Origin of the sequence: Leptolyngbya sp. NIES-2104 (assembly GCF_001485215.1) — a bacterium.
Lineage (GTDB): Bacteria > Cyanobacteriota > Cyanobacteriia > Leptolyngbyales > Leptolyngbyaceae > Leptolyngbya.
This window is the reverse complement of sequence record NZ_BBWW01000001.1, coordinates 3,681,304-3,699,043: the sequence shown is the minus strand read 5'-3', so window position 1 is coordinate 3,699,043 and position 17,740 is coordinate 3,681,304. Positions and strand designations below refer to the sequence as shown.

General features: G+C 46.9%; 16 protein-coding genes. 8 read left to right on the top strand and 8 right to left on the bottom strand.

The features are described from left to right. Positions 1–21: 21 nt before the first annotated feature. Together NIES2104_RS17525 and NIES2104_RS17520 are read left to right on the top strand one after the other, a co-directional pair. Positions 22–603, top strand: a complete 582-nt coding sequence (locus tag NIES2104_RS17525) for a LemA family protein (protein ID WP_082690020.1) — start codon at positions 22–24, stop codon at positions 601–603. A gap of 4 nt (positions 604–607) precedes the next feature. Then, entirely contained in the window at positions 608–2,056 is a 1,449-nt protein-coding gene (locus tag NIES2104_RS17520) for a DUF3137 domain-containing protein (protein ID WP_192843604.1), read from the top strand. Here NIES2104_RS17520 and NIES2104_RS17515 read toward each other — a convergent pair. The 4 genes from NIES2104_RS17515 to NIES2104_RS32435 all read right to left on the bottom strand — a co-directional run bounded on the left by NIES2104_RS17515 (position 2,053) and on the right by NIES2104_RS32435 (position 4,935). Next, positions 2,053–2,271 carry a type II toxin-antitoxin system HicB family antitoxin gene (locus NIES2104_RS17515; RefSeq protein WP_058999565.1) on the bottom strand — a complete coding sequence of 73 codons (219 nt, stop codon included), beginning with the start codon at positions 2,269–2,271 and terminating at the stop codon, positions 2,053–2,055. The genes NIES2104_RS17520 and NIES2104_RS17515 overlap by 4 nt on opposite strands. Positions 2,272–2,288: 17 nt before the next feature. Beyond that, on the bottom strand, positions 2,289–3,479 hold the full coding sequence (locus tag NIES2104_RS17510) for a TRC40/GET3/ArsA family transport-energizing ATPase (protein WP_058999564.1): 1,191 nt from the start codon (positions 3,477–3,479) through the stop codon (positions 2,289–2,291). A 188-nt stretch (positions 3,480–3,667) separates the two neighbouring features. Beyond that, positions 3,668–4,762: a redox-regulated ATPase YchF gene (ychF, locus tag NIES2104_RS17505; RefSeq protein ID WP_370561222.1), complete on the bottom strand. Its 1,095-nt coding sequence runs from the start codon at positions 4,760–4,762 to the stop codon at positions 3,668–3,670. Positions 4,763–4,773: 11 nt separating this feature from the next. Next, positions 4,774–4,935, bottom strand: a complete 162-nt coding sequence (locus tag NIES2104_RS32435; RefSeq protein ID WP_192843603.1) for a hypothetical protein — start codon at positions 4,933–4,935, stop codon at positions 4,774–4,776. A 78-nt stretch (positions 4,936–5,013) separates the two neighbouring features. Here NIES2104_RS32435 and NIES2104_RS17495 point away from each other — a divergent pair, with 78 nt between their 5' ends. The 3 genes from NIES2104_RS17495 to NIES2104_RS17485 all read left to right on the top strand — a co-directional run bounded on the left by NIES2104_RS17495 (position 5,014) and on the right by NIES2104_RS17485 (position 8,076). Beyond that, positions 5,014–6,414 carry an aminotransferase class I/II-fold pyridoxal phosphate-dependent enzyme gene (locus NIES2104_RS17495; protein ID WP_058999561.1) on the top strand — a complete coding sequence of 467 codons (1,401 nt, stop codon included), beginning with the start codon at positions 5,014–5,016 and terminating at the stop codon, positions 6,412–6,414. Positions 6,415–6,453: 39 nt separating this feature from the next. Next, positions 6,454–7,056, top strand: a complete 603-nt coding sequence (cbiT, locus tag NIES2104_RS17490) for a precorrin-6Y C5,15-methyltransferase subunit CbiT (RefSeq protein ID WP_058999560.1) — start codon at positions 6,454–6,456, stop codon at positions 7,054–7,056. A gap of 144 nt (positions 7,057–7,200) precedes the next feature. Further along, complete coding sequence (locus NIES2104_RS17485; RefSeq protein WP_058999559.1) at positions 7,201–8,076, top strand: phosphatidate cytidylyltransferase; 876 nt, start codon at positions 7,201–7,203, stop codon at positions 8,074–8,076. Positions 8,077–8,326: 250 nt separating this feature from the next. Here the strand turns inward: NIES2104_RS17485 and NIES2104_RS17480 are convergent, their stop codons facing one another. Next, complete coding sequence (locus tag NIES2104_RS17480; protein ID WP_058999558.1) at positions 8,327–9,088, bottom strand: DUF2993 domain-containing protein; 762 nt, start codon at positions 9,086–9,088, stop codon at positions 8,327–8,329. Positions 9,089–9,443: 355 nt separating this feature from the next. Between NIES2104_RS17480 and NIES2104_RS17470 the strand changes: the two genes are divergently transcribed. The 3 genes from NIES2104_RS17470 (at position 9,444) to NIES2104_RS17460 (ending at position 11,835) form a co-directional block, all read left to right on the top strand. Beyond that, positions 9,444–10,703 carry a DUF4912 domain-containing protein gene (locus NIES2104_RS17470; protein ID WP_058999556.1) on the top strand — a complete coding sequence of 420 codons (1,260 nt, stop codon included), beginning with the start codon at positions 9,444–9,446 and terminating at the stop codon, positions 10,701–10,703. A gap of 182 nt (positions 10,704–10,885) precedes the next feature. After that, entirely contained in the window at positions 10,886–11,452 is a 567-nt protein-coding gene (locus NIES2104_RS17465; RefSeq protein WP_058999555.1) for a hypothetical protein, read from the top strand. Next, a complete protein-coding gene (locus NIES2104_RS17460; protein ID WP_263970983.1) occupies positions 11,407–11,835 on the top strand; it encodes a DUF2358 domain-containing protein in 429 nt (142 codons plus the stop codon). The genes NIES2104_RS17465 and NIES2104_RS17460 overlap by 46 nt, the downstream gene beginning before the upstream one ends. 2 nt (positions 11,836–11,837) lie before the next feature. Here the strand turns inward: NIES2104_RS17460 and NIES2104_RS17455 are convergent, their stop codons facing one another. The 3 genes from NIES2104_RS17455 to NIES2104_RS17445 form a co-directional block, all read right to left on the bottom strand. Next, entirely contained in the window at positions 11,838–12,590 is a 753-nt protein-coding gene (locus NIES2104_RS17455; protein ID WP_058999553.1) for a DUF4333 domain-containing protein, read from the bottom strand. Positions 12,591–12,593: 3 nt separating this feature from the next. Continuing rightward, a complete protein-coding gene (locus NIES2104_RS17450; RefSeq protein WP_058999552.1) occupies positions 12,594–13,799 on the bottom strand; it encodes an esterase-like activity of phytase family protein in 1,206 nt (401 codons plus the stop codon). Between the two features lie 295 nt (positions 13,800–14,094). Further along, the gene (locus NIES2104_RS17445; RefSeq protein ID WP_072218093.1) at positions 14,095–17,655 is read right to left on the bottom strand and encodes a GAF domain-containing protein; all 3,561 of its coding nucleotides are present in this window, start codon (positions 17,653–17,655) and stop codon (positions 14,095–14,097) included. Positions 17,656–17,740 lie beyond the last annotated feature (85 nt).

The following is a 17,740-nucleotide window of genomic DNA, read 5'->3' as shown; positions in this document are numbered from 1 at the left end:
AACTTTCATTCACCAAAACAGATGGTACAAGTTGCGCTTTTTCTGCTGGCTACGATCGTCATCGGTGCGATCGCGCTTGCAATTACGATTTGGGTTCTCTACAACGGACTGATTGCGAAAAAGAACGATGTTGAGCGATCGTTTTCCAGCATTGATGTGATTCTCAAAAAACGAATTGATCTGATTCCGAATTTAGTCGCTTCAGTTCAGACCTACATGAAGTTTGAGCAGCAAACGTTAACCGAAGTGACGAGATTGCGATCGCAAGTCATGACAGGCGGAACAACGCGCAATGAGCGAATTGATTTAGAAAATCAGATTTCTCGATCGCTCGGTAACATTCTGGTACTGTCTGAAAACTATCCCGAACTAAAATCAGATACTCATTGTATGCACCTTCAAGCAGCAATCTACGAAATCGAGGAGCAAATCTCGGCAGCGAGACGCTTTTACAATTCCGCTGTGACTGAATATAACAATGCAATTGAGGCGTTTCCTAGCAATCTGATTGCACGATTAGTAAATTATCAACCGCGTCGATTTTTTGAAGCAACTGAACAAGATCGGCAGAACGTGGATGTAAATGCTCTATTCAACCGATAGCACTATGGCAGAGAAAGATCCTTCGCAGACTGAGCAACCTGCGTCGAGTGTAGAGCAATCGGAAGACTTAGAACCTCAAGAGAAAAGCTCAGGTTTACCGCAGAGATCTCTAAAAGAATTTAAGGATTTCTGTCATCAACGATTGATAGCAGATTTGAAAGAAATCGAAAAATTAAGGAAAAAAGTTTTATCAGCAATTGAAATCTCCATAGCAATCTTCGTAATCATGATTGTGCTAGTGCTGGTATCTACACCAGCAATGATAGATAAGGTAATATTGCCAACCTATAAGTATTGTGACTTAACGCACGAATCTCCTCATCGATCAGTAGGAAAATACCGTGATGGCAGATTAGTTCCTAATACTTATGTAGTTCAAGAATGCACTGTTATTCATAACAGGAATTGGAGACGAGATGGAGCTATAGTTGTAACGACTTCCTTATTGATAATTGGAATTATTTCTTTTCTATGGATAGCTTTTTATTCTTCTTCCACCGAGTTTTACGGACAGGGCTTTCAGAGAAGGATAATCAGAGAAATCGTTCAGTTTCTTGATCCAGAGCAGAATCTTGCATTTACTAGAGGCAACAATAGTTTTGTTTTATTTGCTCTTCAGAAAAGTTGCTTTTTCAGTAAAATTGACGAGGGTGTATACCTTAAGCAAAATCATTGTGTTGCTGGGAAGATCAGTCATTCAGAAGTTGTCTTCTCAGAAATTGTCTTGCAGAAGGAGATTACCCACTCTTGGATTCACTCCTGGATTCACAATATATTCAAATATATTTGTCAATTTAGCTGGAAGAGTAAACCAGTTTTGTCGATCGCAACGCTGATATTTCTGTTTCTTGGCTGGCAGAATCGCTCTTTTTTGTTGATTGCAACATTGATCTTTCTGCTTTTATCGATCGTGCGTGGTGCGCCATATTGTATCGGTCGAATTGCAAAAGGTCAGCGCATTGATTTCGAGCATTTCCGCAGCGAAATTGTGTTCAATGCTGTTTCTCGACAACCCATTTTTAAGGGAATTTTCTTCACTTCCGATTTCAATAAAACTTTCCGAGGAAAGACCGTCATTGTTCCAAACAATCTGACTTCAAAAGTAAATTTTTTGAATCAGCATCGGGGGCAACGTGTAAAGCTGGAAGATCCTGAATTTAGCAAGTTCTTCTCGGTTTATAGTAATGACCAAATCGGTGCAAGATACGTTCTTTCTACTTCTATGATGCAGCGAATTGTTGACTTTCGCAAAAAGGCAAATCGCGATCTATTCATTGCTTTAGTAGATAGTCAACTTTATATCGCTGTCCCGTCTGAAGAGGATTTGTTTGAGCCGCGATTGTTCAAGACGATGCTGAGTTTTAACCCAATGCGGGAGTATTTTGAAACGCTGCAATTGATGATGTCGATCGTTGAAGATCTCAACCTCAATCAACGCATTTGGAAACTTTAAGCAAGCTGAAGCACACTCGGTTCAGGAATGGGTTGTCCTTCCGCTTGCCAAGCTTCCAAGTACATTTCAATCACTTCTTCACCTCGATCGATTGCCTCGGAGCGCGTCTTTCCGTAGGTGCAAGGCATCATTACGCGATCGACAAACTCTGGAATAGTCACTAAGAAAAGTCGATCCTCTTCTGACCATTGAACCACCATACTGTACTGATTCATGAGTCTTTCAACACCTGCTACACTCTCGCCGGATCGCTGAATTTAATCTTCAGATAATCCTCTTCCATCTTCGCGCCACTCGGCTGTAATGCTGCCAGTGCTTGAGGCAAAACCAAATTACGGCGATGATTGCCAATTCGGACATTTAACTCATCGCCCGTTTTGCTTAGTTCAATTTGAGATTTTTCAATTCCCGGCAAATATAGCTCTAAGCTGTACTGATTCTGTTCTTGAACCACGCGCAAAGTCGTTTCCTTGTAGTAAACCTGTGACGGATCTTCGTCGTTTGAATAGAGCGTTTCTTTTAAGCGATCGAGCGCTTCCAATCCACACATTTCCTGCGAATACAAAGGCACTTCCTTGATCGGCAACGGCGAAAAGTTATTCTGAATTTCTTCGCGATATTGCCGCTGATTCTCTTTCCACTGTTGGAAAAATGGATCAGAAACCGAGTCTGGAATGATCCGATTTGCGACCACTAAATCAGTCGCCACATTGTACAAACTCAAATACGCATGGGCGCGGAGGGATTCTTTGATCACCATCTTTTCAGGATTCATCACGAGCCGCACCGTCGTTTGAGTTGGATCGGTGAGAACTTTTTCGAGCGCTTCGATTTGTTCGTAAAATTCGTAAGGCGCATCCATCACTTCTTTGTCTGGAAGCGAAAAACCAGCGATCGGGCGAAAAATCGGTTCAACCAACGGACGCAGCGCAACAGAAATTCCCTGAAACGGCTTGTAAAATTTCCGCATGTACCAACCGCCGACTTCTGGCAAACTCAGCAATCGTAGCGCCGTTCCCGTCGGAGCCGAATCGATAATCAATACATCAAATTCGCCTTCGTCATAGTGCCGCTTCATCCGCACCAATCCGAAGATCTCATCCATTCCCGGCAAAATCGCCAATTCTTCTGCTTGAACGCCTTCGAGTCCTCGCGCCTGCAAGACTTGGGTAATGTAGCGCTTTACCGCTCCCCAGTTGCCTTCAAGTTCCATCAGCGCATCGAGTTCAGCCCCCCAAAGATTCGGGCGAACTTGTTTCGGCTCGTGTCCAAGTTCGAGGTCAAAACTATCAGCAAGTGAGTGAGCCGGATCAGTACTTAACACCAGTGTCCGATATCCTAATTCGGCACAGCGGAGTCCGGTTGCAGCCGCGACCGAGGTTTTACCGACACCGCCTTTTCCCGTCATTAGAATTACGCGCATGGTGATCGAGTCCTGTCTGAGAATTGCTTTACATTCGTTAACTTGATTCTAGCGTTTTTAGCCATTAAAAACCCTCGATCGATATCGATCGAGGGTCACACCAAGGCAGTTCTTTGGGGATGGGCGTTAAAGTTCCCGCAAATTCCTATGTCCGTAATTATACAGTAGTTCCTGTGGATTTACGGAAACTACACATTAAATCGGAACAGCATCACATCGCCATCCTGCACCAGGTAGTCTTTTCCCTCACTCCGGACGAGTCCTTTTTCCTTCGCAGCATTCATTGATCCGTGTGCCACTAAATCTTTGTACGCAACGGTTTCTGCCCGAATAAATCCTCGCTCAAAATCACTGTGAATCACTCCAGCGGCTTGAGGTGCAAGACTGCCGATTTTGATCGTCCAAGCGCGAGTTTCTTTTGGTCCCGTAGTGAAATAAGTTTGCAGTCCGAGAAGCTCGTAAGTAGCGCGAATGAGCGATTTTAGTCCGCCTTCTTCGACCCCCAAAGATGCGAGAAAATCAGCCCGATCTTCTTCCGGTAATTCTACTAATTCGGATTCTACTTGCGCGGAAATCACGACCACTTGAGCATTTTCCTGTGCTGCGACGGCTCGAACTTGCTCAACCCATTCATTGCCCGTTGCTAGATCTTCCTCGGAGACGTTGCAACCATAAATCACAGGCTTACGCGACAGTAATCCGAGCGGCTTGACCAAAGCTTCCTCCTCCTCATTCAAAGGCACTTGACGCGCAGATTTGCCTTCATTGAGTGCAGCACTTAGACGCTCTAACACTTCCACTTCTTGCTGAGCTTCTTTGTTCGATCGAGCTTGTTTCCGAGTCCGATCTAATCGTCGATCGATTTGATCGAGATCCGCCAGTCCCAGTTCTAGATTGATAATTTCAATGTCCCGCACCGGATCAACCGATCCCGCAACGTGAATAATATCGTCATTCTCAAAACAGCGAACAACGTGCACGATCGCATCGACTTCGCGAATATTTGCCAAGAATTGGTTGCCCAAGCCTTCCCCTTTTGAAGCTCCCTTCACTAAGCCCGCGATGTCTACGAATTCAACTCGCGCTGGAATCGTTTCAGCGGATTTTGAAATTGTGGTCAGGGCGTTTAAGCGATCGTCTGGGACTGCAACCGTTCCGACATTCGGTTCGATCGTACAAAAGGGATAGTTGGCGGCTTGGGCTTTCGCATTCGCGACGACCGCATTAAATAAAGTTGATTTTCCAACGTTGGGTAAGCCAACAATCCCGGCTCTTAGCATGATGTTTGAAATAATTAGGATGGAGAAGGAACAGGTTCGATTGGCTCCTGATTTGCCTCAGGAACGGGAGGAATGGGTTCTTGGGGCAAATCAGGAGCAGGAGTTGGGATCGGACTCGGTTCTGGAGTCGGATTCGGCAACGGGGACGGGAGCGGATTCGGTGGCGAATAAACCATAGAACATCCTAACGATAATTTGGCTCCCTCAACTTAGAAAATAGTGAATCACAATACATCTGTCACAAGGAAAGGTTAATGCGAGTCCCACTCCTCGAAATGCTGGCAAACTGCGCTCAAAGCCAGAATGCCGCATTTCACACACCTGGACACAAACGCGGTCAGGGAAGTTTTGCGGCATTTCAGGAATTAATTGGCGATCGAGCTTTACGAGCCGATTTACCAGAATTGCCCGAACTCGATAATTTATTTGCACCCCAAGGCGCGATCGACGAAGCGCAAAAATTAGCGGCAGAAACTTTCGGAGCCGAGCAAACTTGGTTTCTAGCGAATGGCTCGACGTGTGGAATCATTGCGACAATTCTCGCCACTTGTAATCCAGGCGATAAAATTCTGCTGCCTCGAAACGTTCACCAATCCGCGATTTCTGGATTAATCTTGTCGGGCGCAGTTCCGATTTTTTTGCCGCCTGAATATGATCCGGTGCTCGATATTGCTCACTCTGTCACACCTAAAACAGTTGAAACTGCTCTAAAACAGCATCCTGATGCCAAAGCGGTTTTGGTAATTCATCCGACGTACTTTGGCGTTTGTGGCGATTTGAGCGCGATCGCCAATCTTACTCACAGCTTTGGAATCCCGCTCCTAGTCGATGAAGCTCACGGCGCACATTTCGCCTTTCATCCCGATTTTCCGATTTCCGCACTGTCCGCAGGCGCAGATCTGACCGTTCAATCGACTCATAAAACATTATCCGCGCTCACTCAGGCATCAATGCTGCACGTTCAGGGGTCACGAATTGAGCGCGATCGCATTTCTCGTGCTCTTCAACTCGTGCAATCGACTAGCCCGAATTATCTCCTGCTCGCGTCTCTCGATGCTGCCCGCGCACAAATGGCAATCGAGGGCAAAGCATTGATGACTCGAACTTTAGAACTTGCCGATCGTGCTCGATCTCAAATTCAATCAGTTTTAGAATTTTCAAACTGTTTCGCCGTCGATCGCACTCGTGTCACGATCACCGTTTCTCATCTCGGTTTAGATGGCTTTGCCGCTGATGAATTGCTGCAAACGTTCGGGGTAACGGCAGAATTTCCATCACTTCAACATCTGACGTTCATCGTGAGTTTGGGAAATACCGAAGCGGACATTGATCGATTAATCGAAGCGTGCGATCGTCTTCCCGTCAGTGAGCCAATCACGCCACTTTCAGGAAAAATCGAGCAATCTTTCTCAGTTCCGTCACTTTCTCCGCGTGAAGCCTTCTTTGCTGCCTCTCATTTAGTTCCTTTAGAGCAAGCGATCGATCAAATTAGCGCTGAGTTAATTTGTCCGTATCCGCCGGGAATTCCGGTTTTGCTACCCGGTGAAAGAATTACGAAAAATGCGATCGCACAACTTCAAACAGTGCTTCAAGCAGGCGGATTTATCAGCGGATGTAGCGATCCAACGTTAAATCGATTAAAAATCGTATCCTGAACCACAATAGAGGTAAGCCCCTGTCCCGCTGAAATTGCTATGCCTTCTCCTCTCTGGTCGTATGTCACCCCTGGAATTCCCGATGAATTATTCGAGAATCTCCCTGGAATTCCGATGAGCCAGCGTGAAATTCGGCTGTTGTTGCTTTGTCAACTTCGGCTAACAGCGAACTCGGTGCTGTGGGACATTGGAGCCGGAACCGGAACGATTCCCGTAGAAGCCGGATTGCTTTGTCCTCAAGGGAAAATTGTGGCGATCGAACGAGACGAAGAAGTTGCCGCCCTGATTCAGCGAAACTGCGATCGCTTCGGAGTCAAAAACGTTGAAATCATTGAAGGAAGCGCTCCGGAGTGTTTGAAAACGCTTAAACAAATGCCCGATCGCGTTTGTATCGAAGGAGGTCGATCGATTAAAGAAATTCTCGCGGAAGTTTGGCAACATCTCAAACCTCAAGGTCGAATCGTTGTCACTGCGGCAAACTTAGAGAATCTGTACAAAATTTCTGAAAGTTTTGCTGAGCTTCATGCCCGAAATATTGAGGTTGTACAGTCAGCGATTAATCGGCTCGAAACCCGTGGTACCAGTCAATCCTTTGTCTCGGTCGATCCGATCTTTGTACTGAGTGGTGAAAAGCTGGAGTGAAAATTCAGGCACCACTCTGATAAAGTGATCCAAATGACGCTTAACCTTCTTAACCTGAATCTAACTTTGAGCAATACTGAGTCCGTCGCGGGTTGAGAAAAAGACAGTTAGACCAAGTTTCTTGTTATGAACGCTGAAAACTCTATGCCTTGGTCTCGGATTCTCAGTGGCTTTGTCGCGATCGTTGTCGCTCTTGTAATGTTCTTACTGGGTGGCTGGTACTTTACTGCTTTTTTCGCAGTGATTATTTATCTCGGACAGCTAGAGTATTTCGAGCTAGTTCGCGCTAAAGGAATCGCCCCCGCTGTTAAAACGACGCTCGTCGTGACTCAAATTCTGCTCTTCATCTCAAATCTCAATCCAAATCTCGCAGATGCTATTTTCCCGGTCGCTGGAACGCTGATTTGCTTCTATCTACTGTTTCAGCCAAAATTCGCCACGATCGCAGATATTTCCGCCTCAATCATGGGATTGTTCTACGTAGGATATTTGCCGAGTTTCTGGATCAGACTGCGATCGCTCGAACAAGCCGACTTAAGCAATCTCCCTCTCGATGGCTTCTGGATCACTTCATGGCAAGGCTTAGAAGCTCTTCCTCAAGGCTTGACTCACACTCTACTCGCATTCGTGTGTATGTGGGCAGCCGATATCGGAGCTTACACAGTTGGACGTTGGATTGGTCGAACTCGCCTTTCTGACATCAGCCCCAAAAAGACTGTCGAAGGTGCAGTGTTTGGAGTGTCCGCTAGTGTCACAGTGGCGGTGATTGGCTCTTGGTATCTGGGCTGGTCGGGATGGCCCATCACCGGAGTTTCGCTCGGTCTGTTGGTTGGAATTGCCAGTCTGCTTGGAGACTTGACCGAATCGATGATGAAGCGAGACGCAGGTGTGAAAGATTCGGGTCAGTTAATTCCAGGACACGGCGGCATTCTCGATCGTGCTGATAGCTATGTGTTTACCGCGCCACTGGTGTACTACTTTGTGACTTTAGTTCTGCCATTACTGCCTCATTCCAGTTGAATTGCGACCCTGCATCGAAAAGTTGTGACGTAAGAGGGTGTTTTAAAAGTAGCTGTTCATTGCATTCACCCGCCCGAAGCTGAACCTCCGGGCTAACAGAGGAAAGCCCCCTCAACGGGACTAAGCGCCGCAGAAATTGCAATTTAGCCTGCTTTAGCAGGGTTGCGCCCATTAGTCCAGAGGTTTAGCTCAGGGCGGGATCGAACCGTAGCGAAGGGTCCTTAAATACTTTTCAAACGTCCTCTAACCTTCACGCAGGAAGGACAATAAGCTTTCCCTGACACGTTACCTTTTCGGGATCGATCGCTAATGCGTGAATTTCTGTCTCATCTCCCAAATTAAAAGTGTAGCCATCGAGATCAGAAAGCGGTAATCCTCGTTTTGCTGTGGCGTGAGGCAACCATTGAGGATTGACTAATTTGAGTAAGTTCGGAGCCGCGAGATCAAATCCAGTCCGAATCGCGATCGGTGTTTCATTCCCGCTATCTGAAACTAGAGTCGCCCCTAAAACGACTTGCTGCGATCGCAATTGAATCGTGAGATTTTGCAAATTGAGATCACGATCCCCGCCAATTCCCGCTGTCCCAGACCGTAGAAGCGTCTGAAGAAATTCCGTCACACCTGCTTTGAGTAAAGGCGCTTTGAGCGAGGTATTTAAGTCAGCTTCCTCTAACAAAACTGATCCCTCAATCCGAATCGGTTCAAGTAAACGTAACGGTTTACCCCGGACAATTTGACCTGCATTCACTCGAATATTTTGCCCGGTCAGTTGAATTTGATTCAGCGCTAATCCTTGATAGATTGCGTTCTTAGCCGAGAGCGCGATTTGTTGAATGTAGCCAGACAAAATTTGTCGATCGCCTGCCGTAATTTCAATCTGTAATTCTTCCACCTGCTCGACCTGGGATCGCAACCACAAACGGACGGCTGGCGCGAGTACTTTACTAATCACTCGGCTTCTTTTGCCCGTCGATTCTTCAAATTCAGGGATTTCGCGATCGCCCAAAGTCATACGCAGTTTGTGAAAGTCAAATTACAGCAGTGTACAGGAAACCCATGGCTTCTCCTAATGTCAGAAAAATTTGACAAATAGTTCCAGCTTGATCCCGAACAGCGATCCCAAATAGCTAAAAGTGTTATGAAACGATGACATTATGATCCCTGAATTGCCTGAAAACTCGTAAAACTATGATCAATAAAGCCTTTTGCCCCCTTGCTCGAAATGAAAGTTTCCTGCACGATATGAAGCATCTTGCGATCCCCAAATTCAGGAATTCCTGAACTCGGCGATCCCCTGACCGCGAAACTGCGATCAAAAAAAGATGCCGACCGCTTGAGAACGGACACACAAATCACGGAGAAGTGATATGGCTACAGAACGTCCCCCTCTCACTGAAATGACGCTGCGACAACTACGTCGAGTTGCCAGCGAATATGGCGTATCCCGTTACAGCCGGATGCGGAAAGATCAACTGCTCGCATCGATTCAGGAGATTGAACGGACTCGATTTTCTTCAACCCCGACCCCGACCCGTACCTTAGAGGCACAAGAAGCCGTGGAAGCAACCAAATTCGACGTTGGACAAGATGACCCTCAATTAGAACCCGTTGTCAGCACAAACGTGTTAGCGACTGTGGATGCAGATCTAATCGATCTCCCGGAAGGCTACGGAGAAAGCCGCATTGTCCTAATGCCGCGTGACCCTCAATGGGCATATACGTATTGGGATATCCCGAACGGTCACAAACAAGAGTTACGTGCTCAAGGCGGACAGCAGTTAGCGCTGCGTGTGTATGACGTGACGGATATTAATTTCGGGTCACAGGCTCCACACAGCGTCCAAGAATATCCTTGCGATGAAATGGCGCGGGAATGGTATTTGCCTGTTCCAGTTAGCGATCGCGATTATGCGATCGAAGTCGGGTATCGGGCAGTTGATGGTCGCTGGCTAGTGTTAGCGCGATCGGCTCCGGTGCGCGTTCCTCCGGTTTATCCGTCTGACTGGATTGAGGATCATTTCATCACTCTGTCTTGGGATGAAGACCTGCAAGGTAAGACCTTTGCTGAACTGGTTCCCCCAAGCCGCAAAGCTGAAATGGCTGTCGGTGCGGGCTTCCAAGGTGGAAACGCGATTTACGATGAAATCTTTGGCATGGCACAAACCACTGAGGCGATGCGAATTGCAGGATCGCTTTATGGTTCGATGCAACAGTCTGCTGCTGCGCCCCATCTCGAAACGATTAGCTCTTACGTGTTCCCGTCGGGTGTGGGCATGTGGGCGCTACCAACGGTTTCGGGTCTTACGATGTCAGGGGCTGGATTCTCGGCTTCTGCGCCTCCGATTCGTCCGCGTAAGTTCTGGTTGATTGCGGATGCGGAACTGATTGTTTATGGTGCGACTGAACCCGATGCAACGGTGACGATCGGCGGTCGTCCGATCAAGCTCAATTCGGATGGAACCTTCCGCTTCCAGATGTCGTTCCAGGATGGCTTGATTGACTTCCCGATCATGGCGGTGGCAGCGGACGGTGAACAGAATCGTGAGATTCATATGAAGTTCGAGCGGGAAACGCCTGCACGTCGGACAAATACCAAAGAAGAAGCCGTAGAAGAATGGCTAGCTTAAGTTAATCGTCGCGAGATGAGTGTCAAACCGAGTGGCTCATCTCGTGGGTTGAGTTCTCCCTTCCATCCTGATCAAGCAATTGGTCAGGTTTTTTTATCGGAACGTTGGGCGTACATTTAAGAGGGAGCGATCGATGTCACAATCGGTTTGCTCTCTAATGATTTGTGCTCTATGTATTAATTATGACTTTAGATGAATTGACCTCGACGTTGAGCGAATTGTTTGATCAACAAGTTCAAACGTTAGGGGCGGGTTCGTTTCAGATAGAAACACCGCAGTTTCGATTATTGGTTTTGCTGTCGGATGATCAGTCTTGGTTAAGAGTGTTATTGCCGATCGCACCTGCTCAAGATGCTGAACCGTATTGGGAACAGCTTTTAGAGTCGAACTTTGATTTGACGCAGGAAGCTCGTTATGCCCTGCATCAAGGGGTACTTTGGGGAGTGTTTCAGCATTCGATGGTGGGACTCGCGATCGACGATTTGCAATCTGCGATTCAGCGCTTGATTTCCCTCCAGCAGCAAGGATTAGATGAAGCCTTTAATGTGTTTGTTGAAAAGCGAATTCGACAGATTGTTCAGGCAGCAAAACGCCAGGGGCAATCGCTCGAAGCCACAATGCAAACGCTCGATCGCTTTTATCAAGAGGGAATTATGGGCGATTTGGCGATGGGATCACAGTCGCGCTCTGACACGATGGAGGCTTGGCAGCGACAATTAAGACGACTGTGGGACGAGGTGGAATCGTGAATTTAATTGAGGCACTGCGCGAGGATTATGCGCGATTTCCGAAGGATCAGAGCTATGACCTGTATGCGTCTGATGTGTTTTTCCAAGATCCGATGAATCGGTTTCGGGGAGTCGATCGCTATCGCGCCATGATCAAGTTTATTGATACAGCGTTTCTCAATGTGCGAATGGATTTACATACGATCGAGCAAATTGGCGATGATATTCAGATGCGGTGGACGCTAAGTTGGAACGCTCCGTTACCCTGGAAGCCGAGAATGGCGATTTCAGGGCGGACTGAGTTGAAAGTGAATTCAGCGGGATTAATTGCTTCGCATGTGGATTATTGGGACTGTTCACGATTGAATGTCGTGAAACAGATTTTTAATTCGAGTCAGGGGTGAGATTATTCAAAATCGTTCGCGGCTCCGGGTTGGTTGAGAAAATCTTCAGGTGATTTTGCGGCAGGTGGAGCGGGAGATTTACTCGGATCTGTCGCTTCTGGTTTTGCTGTTTCTGATTCTGTTGGTTTTGGTGTTTCTGCGGCTGTCGTCGTTGGCGTTGGGAGTTTTGTGTCTGCCACTTGGATGATGCGTTGCCAGTTGATATCACCGGAAGGTTGAATCGTGACTTGGATTGTATCGCTGGGTTTGGTGGCAGGTTTGGATGAATCGGCGGGTTTTTCTGCCGATTCAGGAGCGGATTTGTCGGTAGATTTGGCATCGCGCTTGATTAGTTGGCACTCGAACGTTTCACCGGGTTTGACCGATCGATAAACGGTTGCTTTGCCACAATCGATCGAGGCTTGCCCAATCTCTTTCTTTAATCCCTGCTCAAATTCGGTTTGAAGCTGTGCCATATTAATCAACCCTTTGACGCTGGCAGCTTCCCAGAAAATATTTCCTTGATTGTCCTGTTGTTTGACTGAGATCGGGAAACCTGCACCGGAATCGAGCACACCCACGCATTCAAAATTTCTGCCTGCTTCGGGTGTGATGTTGTTTGGACAGATGATAGATTTGAGCGAAGTTCCGCCTTGTTTAGCAATACCATCTTTGATGGTTGATTCAATGCTGGCGGTATCAAGTGTTTTACCGCAACCGATTAGAGAAAAGAGAACGAGCAGAGGAATGAGTTTGAACAGATTGAGATGACACATAAGCTAACGATTGGGTAAACCGATTCGGGAATCTAGATTAAGGGATTGAGAAATTTTTAGCAATAAAATTTCTGTATTGTCGATGCCTGGGGGTCGTGCGATCGAGAATGGATAGTTATTATCATTTGCAACCAAAATCGTATTCGCATCGATCACGAGAACATCTTCGATCGTCTGAAACGGAAATCGAAATCGAGTGTTTTCATCTTTGTTCAAATCATTTGGATCTTGAATGTTCAGGAGGTCTACAATTTCTTGTTTCTCGATCGTTCTATCTTGAGCTTGCTTTGTTAGGTTAATTTTGTATATTTTTTTGAATTGTGCTTCATCACCTTGCTTATTATCTCGTTCAATCACTAAATATTCATTCTCGTTAATCACAGCTATATCGCCTGTAGCATTGTTTGGGTCTTCTAATTTGTAATATCCAACCATGCCTTGAAATTTGCCAGTAGTCGCATCTGCTTTATAAATTCTGAGAAATCCTTCTGGGTCACCTTTGACGGTTCCTTCGAGCATGGGATAGAGAATTGTGCGATCGGGATTCATCGCCATCGATTCAAACCCTTTTGAACTCGCTAAATTCGCCGCACCACTAGGATTTTGAGGCGATCGCACAAAACTGCCTTGATTTGGAGTCTCGATCGGGGATTGCAGTAATTTTCCATCGCGATCGAAATGTAAGAGATACGGTCCAAATTCGTCACCGATCCAGAACGATCGATCTTTGGCAATCACAAACGATTCTGGATCAAAATCGGCACCTGTTAGCGAGCGATCGCTTCTCGTTAATTTGAAAGGAACTTTACGATCGGGATCAGCAAATTGAACCAGGCTGATAATTGTCACCGTTCCGTCTCCACCTTGACCACGAAAGTTCGGAGCGGCACGATATAGCCTAGGAAAGAAATCGGCGCTGTTGTCTTTCGAGCCGAAGCCGTTATCGGTTAAGAACCAGAAAGAAGAGCGATCGGCAAATTGCACCGCGCTAAATCCTTGGACGGGTTGCCCTTTGAAAGGTCCGGTTCGACCGTTTGCGGAAATTTTCGCGCCTGCATCACTGCCGGGAGCATAACTATCCGCAGCCAGTGAAGCAAATCCGATCAGCGTTGTTTGACTTGGTGCAGCAGAAAGTTTGAAGGCGAAAAAGAAGCTTAGCAATGCAATTGCTAAACGCCCAAACCAGCTTTGGTAAAACGGTTTACTCATGTCAGTAGCATTTCATAACAACATTAAGAAATGGCTATCAAACAGAAAACACACGGTTAAGCGTTGACTTTAGAAGGTGTTTGAAGAGTAATCGTTGAGACGCATTCAACCGCCCCGGAATGGAATTCGGAGCTAACAGTGCGAAGTCCGTTGAAAACGGACTGAAGACTTCAACTTGGCTTTTAGTCCCCTTCAGTGGACTTCGTTTGACTAGCCCCGAATTCCATTCCGGGGCGGGACAGCAACGAAGCGAAGAGACTTTCCATACTTTTCAAACATTTTCTAAGCGTTGACTTCAGACATTCAGGAACTGTTTCAATCCGTCTAGCATTTCCACAAGCTGCGAAATCAGTGTTGCTGCTTGTGATAAATCATTGTTGAGTGCTTGTTGTTCTAGCGTTGATGCGATCGCTTGCATTTCATACAATCCCACATTCGCGCTGGAGCCTTTTACATGATGCGCCGATCGCGAAACTGAGATTGCATTTTCTGATTCTAAAGCGGTCTTGGCAGCATTGAGATGGTCTTGAGTGTCTTCCCAGAAAATCTGGAGTAGCTCACGCTCAAATGTTTCATTACCATCGGAGATTTGATGAAGATGTTCCCAATCGATCGCTAAATTCATCTGCTGTTTCACCGCTTGTTGCTCTAACAATTCACCCCAATAGGTTAGCTTTTCGCTCAGTCTTTCTTTTGAAATCGGCTTACTCAGATAATCATCCATTCCCGATGCCAAACATCGCTCTCGATCTTCTAACATTGCATTGGCTGTTAGTGCAATAATCACGCTCTCGCGTTGAGACTGTTGCGCTCGAATCGCTCTGGTGGCGGCATATCCGTCTAGAATCGGCATTTGGCAATCCATTAAGACGAGATTATAGGGAATTTGATCAAGCATCTCGATCGCTTCTTTCCCGTTCGCCGCGACATCCGCAGTGTAGCCTAAATGTTTTAATTGGTTTAGAGTAACTTTCTGATTCACAATATTATCCTCAACTAGCAAAATTTTGAGCTTTGAATTTGTAGGATTCGGGATTGTTTGAACCGGAGAAATATTCGTTTTCACAGGTTCAGTCGGTGACATCAGACTCATGATGCAATCAAGCAATCGCGACTGTTTCACAGGCTTGATCAGATAGGCAGAAAATCCGAGTTCTGCCATCCGTTTCGCGCCGCCCCAACGGTGAACCGAAGTCATCATAATTAATTTTGTCGAGGCTAAATTCGGATCAGATTTGATTCGAGAGCCGAGCATTTCACCATCAATTTCGGGCATTTGCATATCGAGAATTGCCAGATCGTACGGTCTTTCTGAACGAGCATGATCGCGTAATTTCTCCAGTGCGATCGCAGCATTTTCCGCTTCATCGACTTCAATTCCCCAAGCGGAAACTTGATAGCGTACTATCGTTCGATTCGTTTCATTGTCATCGACAACCAGTAATCTTAAACGACTTAAATCGAGGTCGGTTGCAGGTTTCGATCGAGTTAAACCGCAGTCAATTTGCTTTTCAAAAGTGAGCGTGAACCAGAATTTTGATCCAGCTTTCGGACGGCTTTCGACTCCAATTTCTCCGCCCATTAATTCCACTAACTGACGCGAAATTGCTAATCCTAATCCGGTTCCCCCATATCGCCGAGTCATCGACGCATCGACTTGAGCGAATGGATGAAACAATCGGGTTTGAGCATTTTCAGGAATGCCGATTCCGGTATCTGTGACGGAAAATGCGATCGTCGCTGAAGTGGGCGTTTCTGATTCCAAAACAGCCTCGATGATCACTTCGCCTTGCTTGGTGAATTTAATCGCATTGCCCACGAGATTCGTCAGGATTTGCCTTAATCGACTCACATCGCCCCGCAAGTCGATCGGTAATCCGTGATGAATCAAAGTACCCATCTCTAACCCTTTCGCAAAGGCGGCAGGCGCAAACAAATCTGCAACTTCTTCAATGCAGGCAGCAAGATTAAAATCGAGTGTTTCTAACTCCATTTCTCGCGCTTCTAACTTTGAAAAATCGAGAATTTGATTGATCAAAGTCAGCAAATTATCGCCGCTGGTGCGAACGGTTTCGACAAAATCGCGCTGCGTCGCATTCAATTCAGTATCCAGCAACAAGCCAGTCATGCCTAAGACCGCGTTCATCGGAGTCCGAATCTCATGGCTCATCGTGGCGAGAAACGTACTCTTCATCTGGGAAGCCCTTTCTGCCTCGGCTCTAGCTTGTTCTAACGCTAAATTCTGTTCGGCTAACGTCGATCTCTGTTGGCGTTCTTGATCGAGTAACCGAGCTTGCATTAATGCGATCGCGACTTGATCCGCCAACTGAGTCAGAAACTCGACCTCAAACCTTTGCCACTGGCGCGGACTTTCACACTGATGCGCGATCAACAATCCCCACAGGCTCGGTTCTGCCTCGTTATCTTGATTCTGCAAAATCGGCACTACGAGATTCGCCTTGACCTGAAATTGTCGTAACAATCTTTGATGGCAAGGAGTCAGCGGTGTGATTTCAACATCATCGATCGCCGTGGTTGCACCTTGCTGATAGCGTCGCCAAGAGCCTTCTTTGAAACAGGTATCTTCAATGTGTTCACCCAAAGCTGAGATCCAGCCTTCTTTCACCGATTCGACTTCAACGACTCCATCCCAAGCTTCGTCAAAGCGGTACATGATGACGCGATCGGCTTGCAAAAACTGTCGTACTTCTGCCACCGTCGTTTCAAGAACTTCGTTAATGTGCAGCGATCGACGAATTCGCAGCGTAATCGCCGCCAACAATTGAGCACGAGCATTCTGTCTTTGCGATTCTTCTTCTGCTTGTTTGCGCTCGATAAATTGCCCGACTTGCGACGCGATCGCCACCATCATCGTTGTCATCATTTCTTCGTCCGGGGGCTGCACTCGATGACTAAACAGCGCAATCACACCGACTGATCCATCTCGACTCAGAATCGGGCATCCCATCGCCGCATGAAGTCCAACTTTGGCGGCAATATGCGATCGTAAAAATAATTTGTCATAAACGACATCACTCATCCAGAGCGGTTCTCCACTGCTCCAAACTCGTCCCGGTAAACCATACCCTGGCGCAAACACCCACGACTGAGACGAGCTTTCAAACTCGGTGAATTGTCCGACCATTCGGCTCCAATGAGCGATACAGCGAATGTGATCTGCGGTGCGATCGGCAAGCCATAATTCACCAAAATCCCAATTTGCGTGTTCACAAATGGTTTGAAGCAGTCGAGGAGTGGCTTCATCGAGCGTGGCAGATTCCGCCAAAACCCGTGTGACGACGTGTTGAAGCTGGAGTTGAAGCTGCATTCCAGTCGATCGCAGTTGATTAGCGGATTGTTCTAGCTCCCGAATTTGGCGACGTTGTTCGAGGAGAGTCATCGCCTGCTGACAGAGCGATCGTAATGCTTCTTTTTGAGATGATTCTAAACTCTGCGGCAGATAGTCCATCACGCAGAGCGTTCCCAGCGCATACCCATCCGAATCAATCAACGCCATGCCTGCATAAAATCGAATCGGTGGCAAATCTGACCCTAACGGATGAGTGATAAAGCGTTCATCTCCAGACGCATCCACCACAACGACCACATCCGATTGTGTCAGGGTGTGATTGCACATTGATTTGCGGCGCGGCATTTCAGTGACATCGATCCCAAATCTTGCTTTGAAAACTTGACGATCGACATCCATAAAACTCAAAAGCGCGATCGGTACCCCGCAAATCTGAGCAGCTAACTGAGCCAAACTATCAAACGCTGCTTCGGGTGGGGTGTCAAGAATGCCGTACCCGTAAAGGGTAGTCAGCCTTGCTGCTTCTTGTTCAGGTGATGCCATCATAGAGTTCTACTGGGGGCAACAGGCATTCCTCTTTTCATAGCAGGTCGGACGCTGCTCGATTGTATTAATCGTTGCACCGCTGGGG

Bases quoted from the DNA above. Each gene is read 5' to 3' on its own strand.
- NIES2104_RS17495 (WP_058999561.1), top strand. From the start codon at position 5,014: ATGCGAGTCCCACTCCTCGAAATGCTGGCAAACTGCGCTCAAAGCCAG.
- NIES2104_RS17465 (WP_058999555.1), top strand. From the start codon at position 10,886: ATGACTTTAGATGAATTGACCTCGACGTTGAGCGAATTGTTTGATCAA.
- NIES2104_RS32435 (WP_192843603.1), bottom strand. From the start codon at position 4,935: ATGGTTTATTCGCCACCGAATCCGCTCCCGTCCCCGTTGCCGAATCCG.
- NIES2104_RS17515 (WP_058999565.1), bottom strand. From the start codon at position 2,271: ATGAATCAGTACAGTATGGTGGTTCAATGGTCAGAAGAGGATCGACTT.
- NIES2104_RS17525 (WP_082690020.1), top strand. From the start codon at position 22: ATGGTACAAGTTGCGCTTTTTCTGCTGGCTACGATCGTCATCGGTGCG.
- cbiT (WP_058999560.1), top strand. From the start codon at position 6,454: ATGCCTTCTCCTCTCTGGTCGTATGTCACCCCTGGAATTCCCGATGAA.
- NIES2104_RS17470 (WP_058999556.1), top strand. From the start codon at position 9,444: ATGGCTACAGAACGTCCCCCTCTCACTGAAATGACGCTGCGACAACTA.
- NIES2104_RS17520 (WP_192843604.1), top strand. From the start codon at position 608: ATGGCAGAGAAAGATCCTTCGCAGACTGAGCAACCTGCGTCGAGTGTA.
- NIES2104_RS17445 (WP_072218093.1), bottom strand. From the start codon at position 17,655: ATGATGGCATCACCTGAACAAGAAGCAGCAAGGCTGACTACCCTTTAC.
- NIES2104_RS17480 (WP_058999558.1), bottom strand. From the start codon at position 9,088: ATGACTTTGGGCGATCGCGAAATCCCTGAATTTGAAGAATCGACGGGC.
- NIES2104_RS17455 (WP_058999553.1), bottom strand. From the start codon at position 12,590: ATGTGTCATCTCAATCTGTTCAAACTCATTCCTCTGCTCGTTCTCTTT.
- NIES2104_RS17510 (WP_058999564.1), bottom strand. From the start codon at position 3,479: ATGCGCGTAATTCTAATGACGGGAAAAGGCGGTGTCGGTAAAACCTCG.
- NIES2104_RS17485 (WP_058999559.1), top strand. From the start codon at position 7,201: ATGCCTTGGTCTCGGATTCTCAGTGGCTTTGTCGCGATCGTTGTCGCT.
- NIES2104_RS17450 (WP_058999552.1), bottom strand. From the start codon at position 13,799: ATGAGTAAACCGTTTTACCAAAGCTGGTTTGGGCGTTTAGCAATTGCA.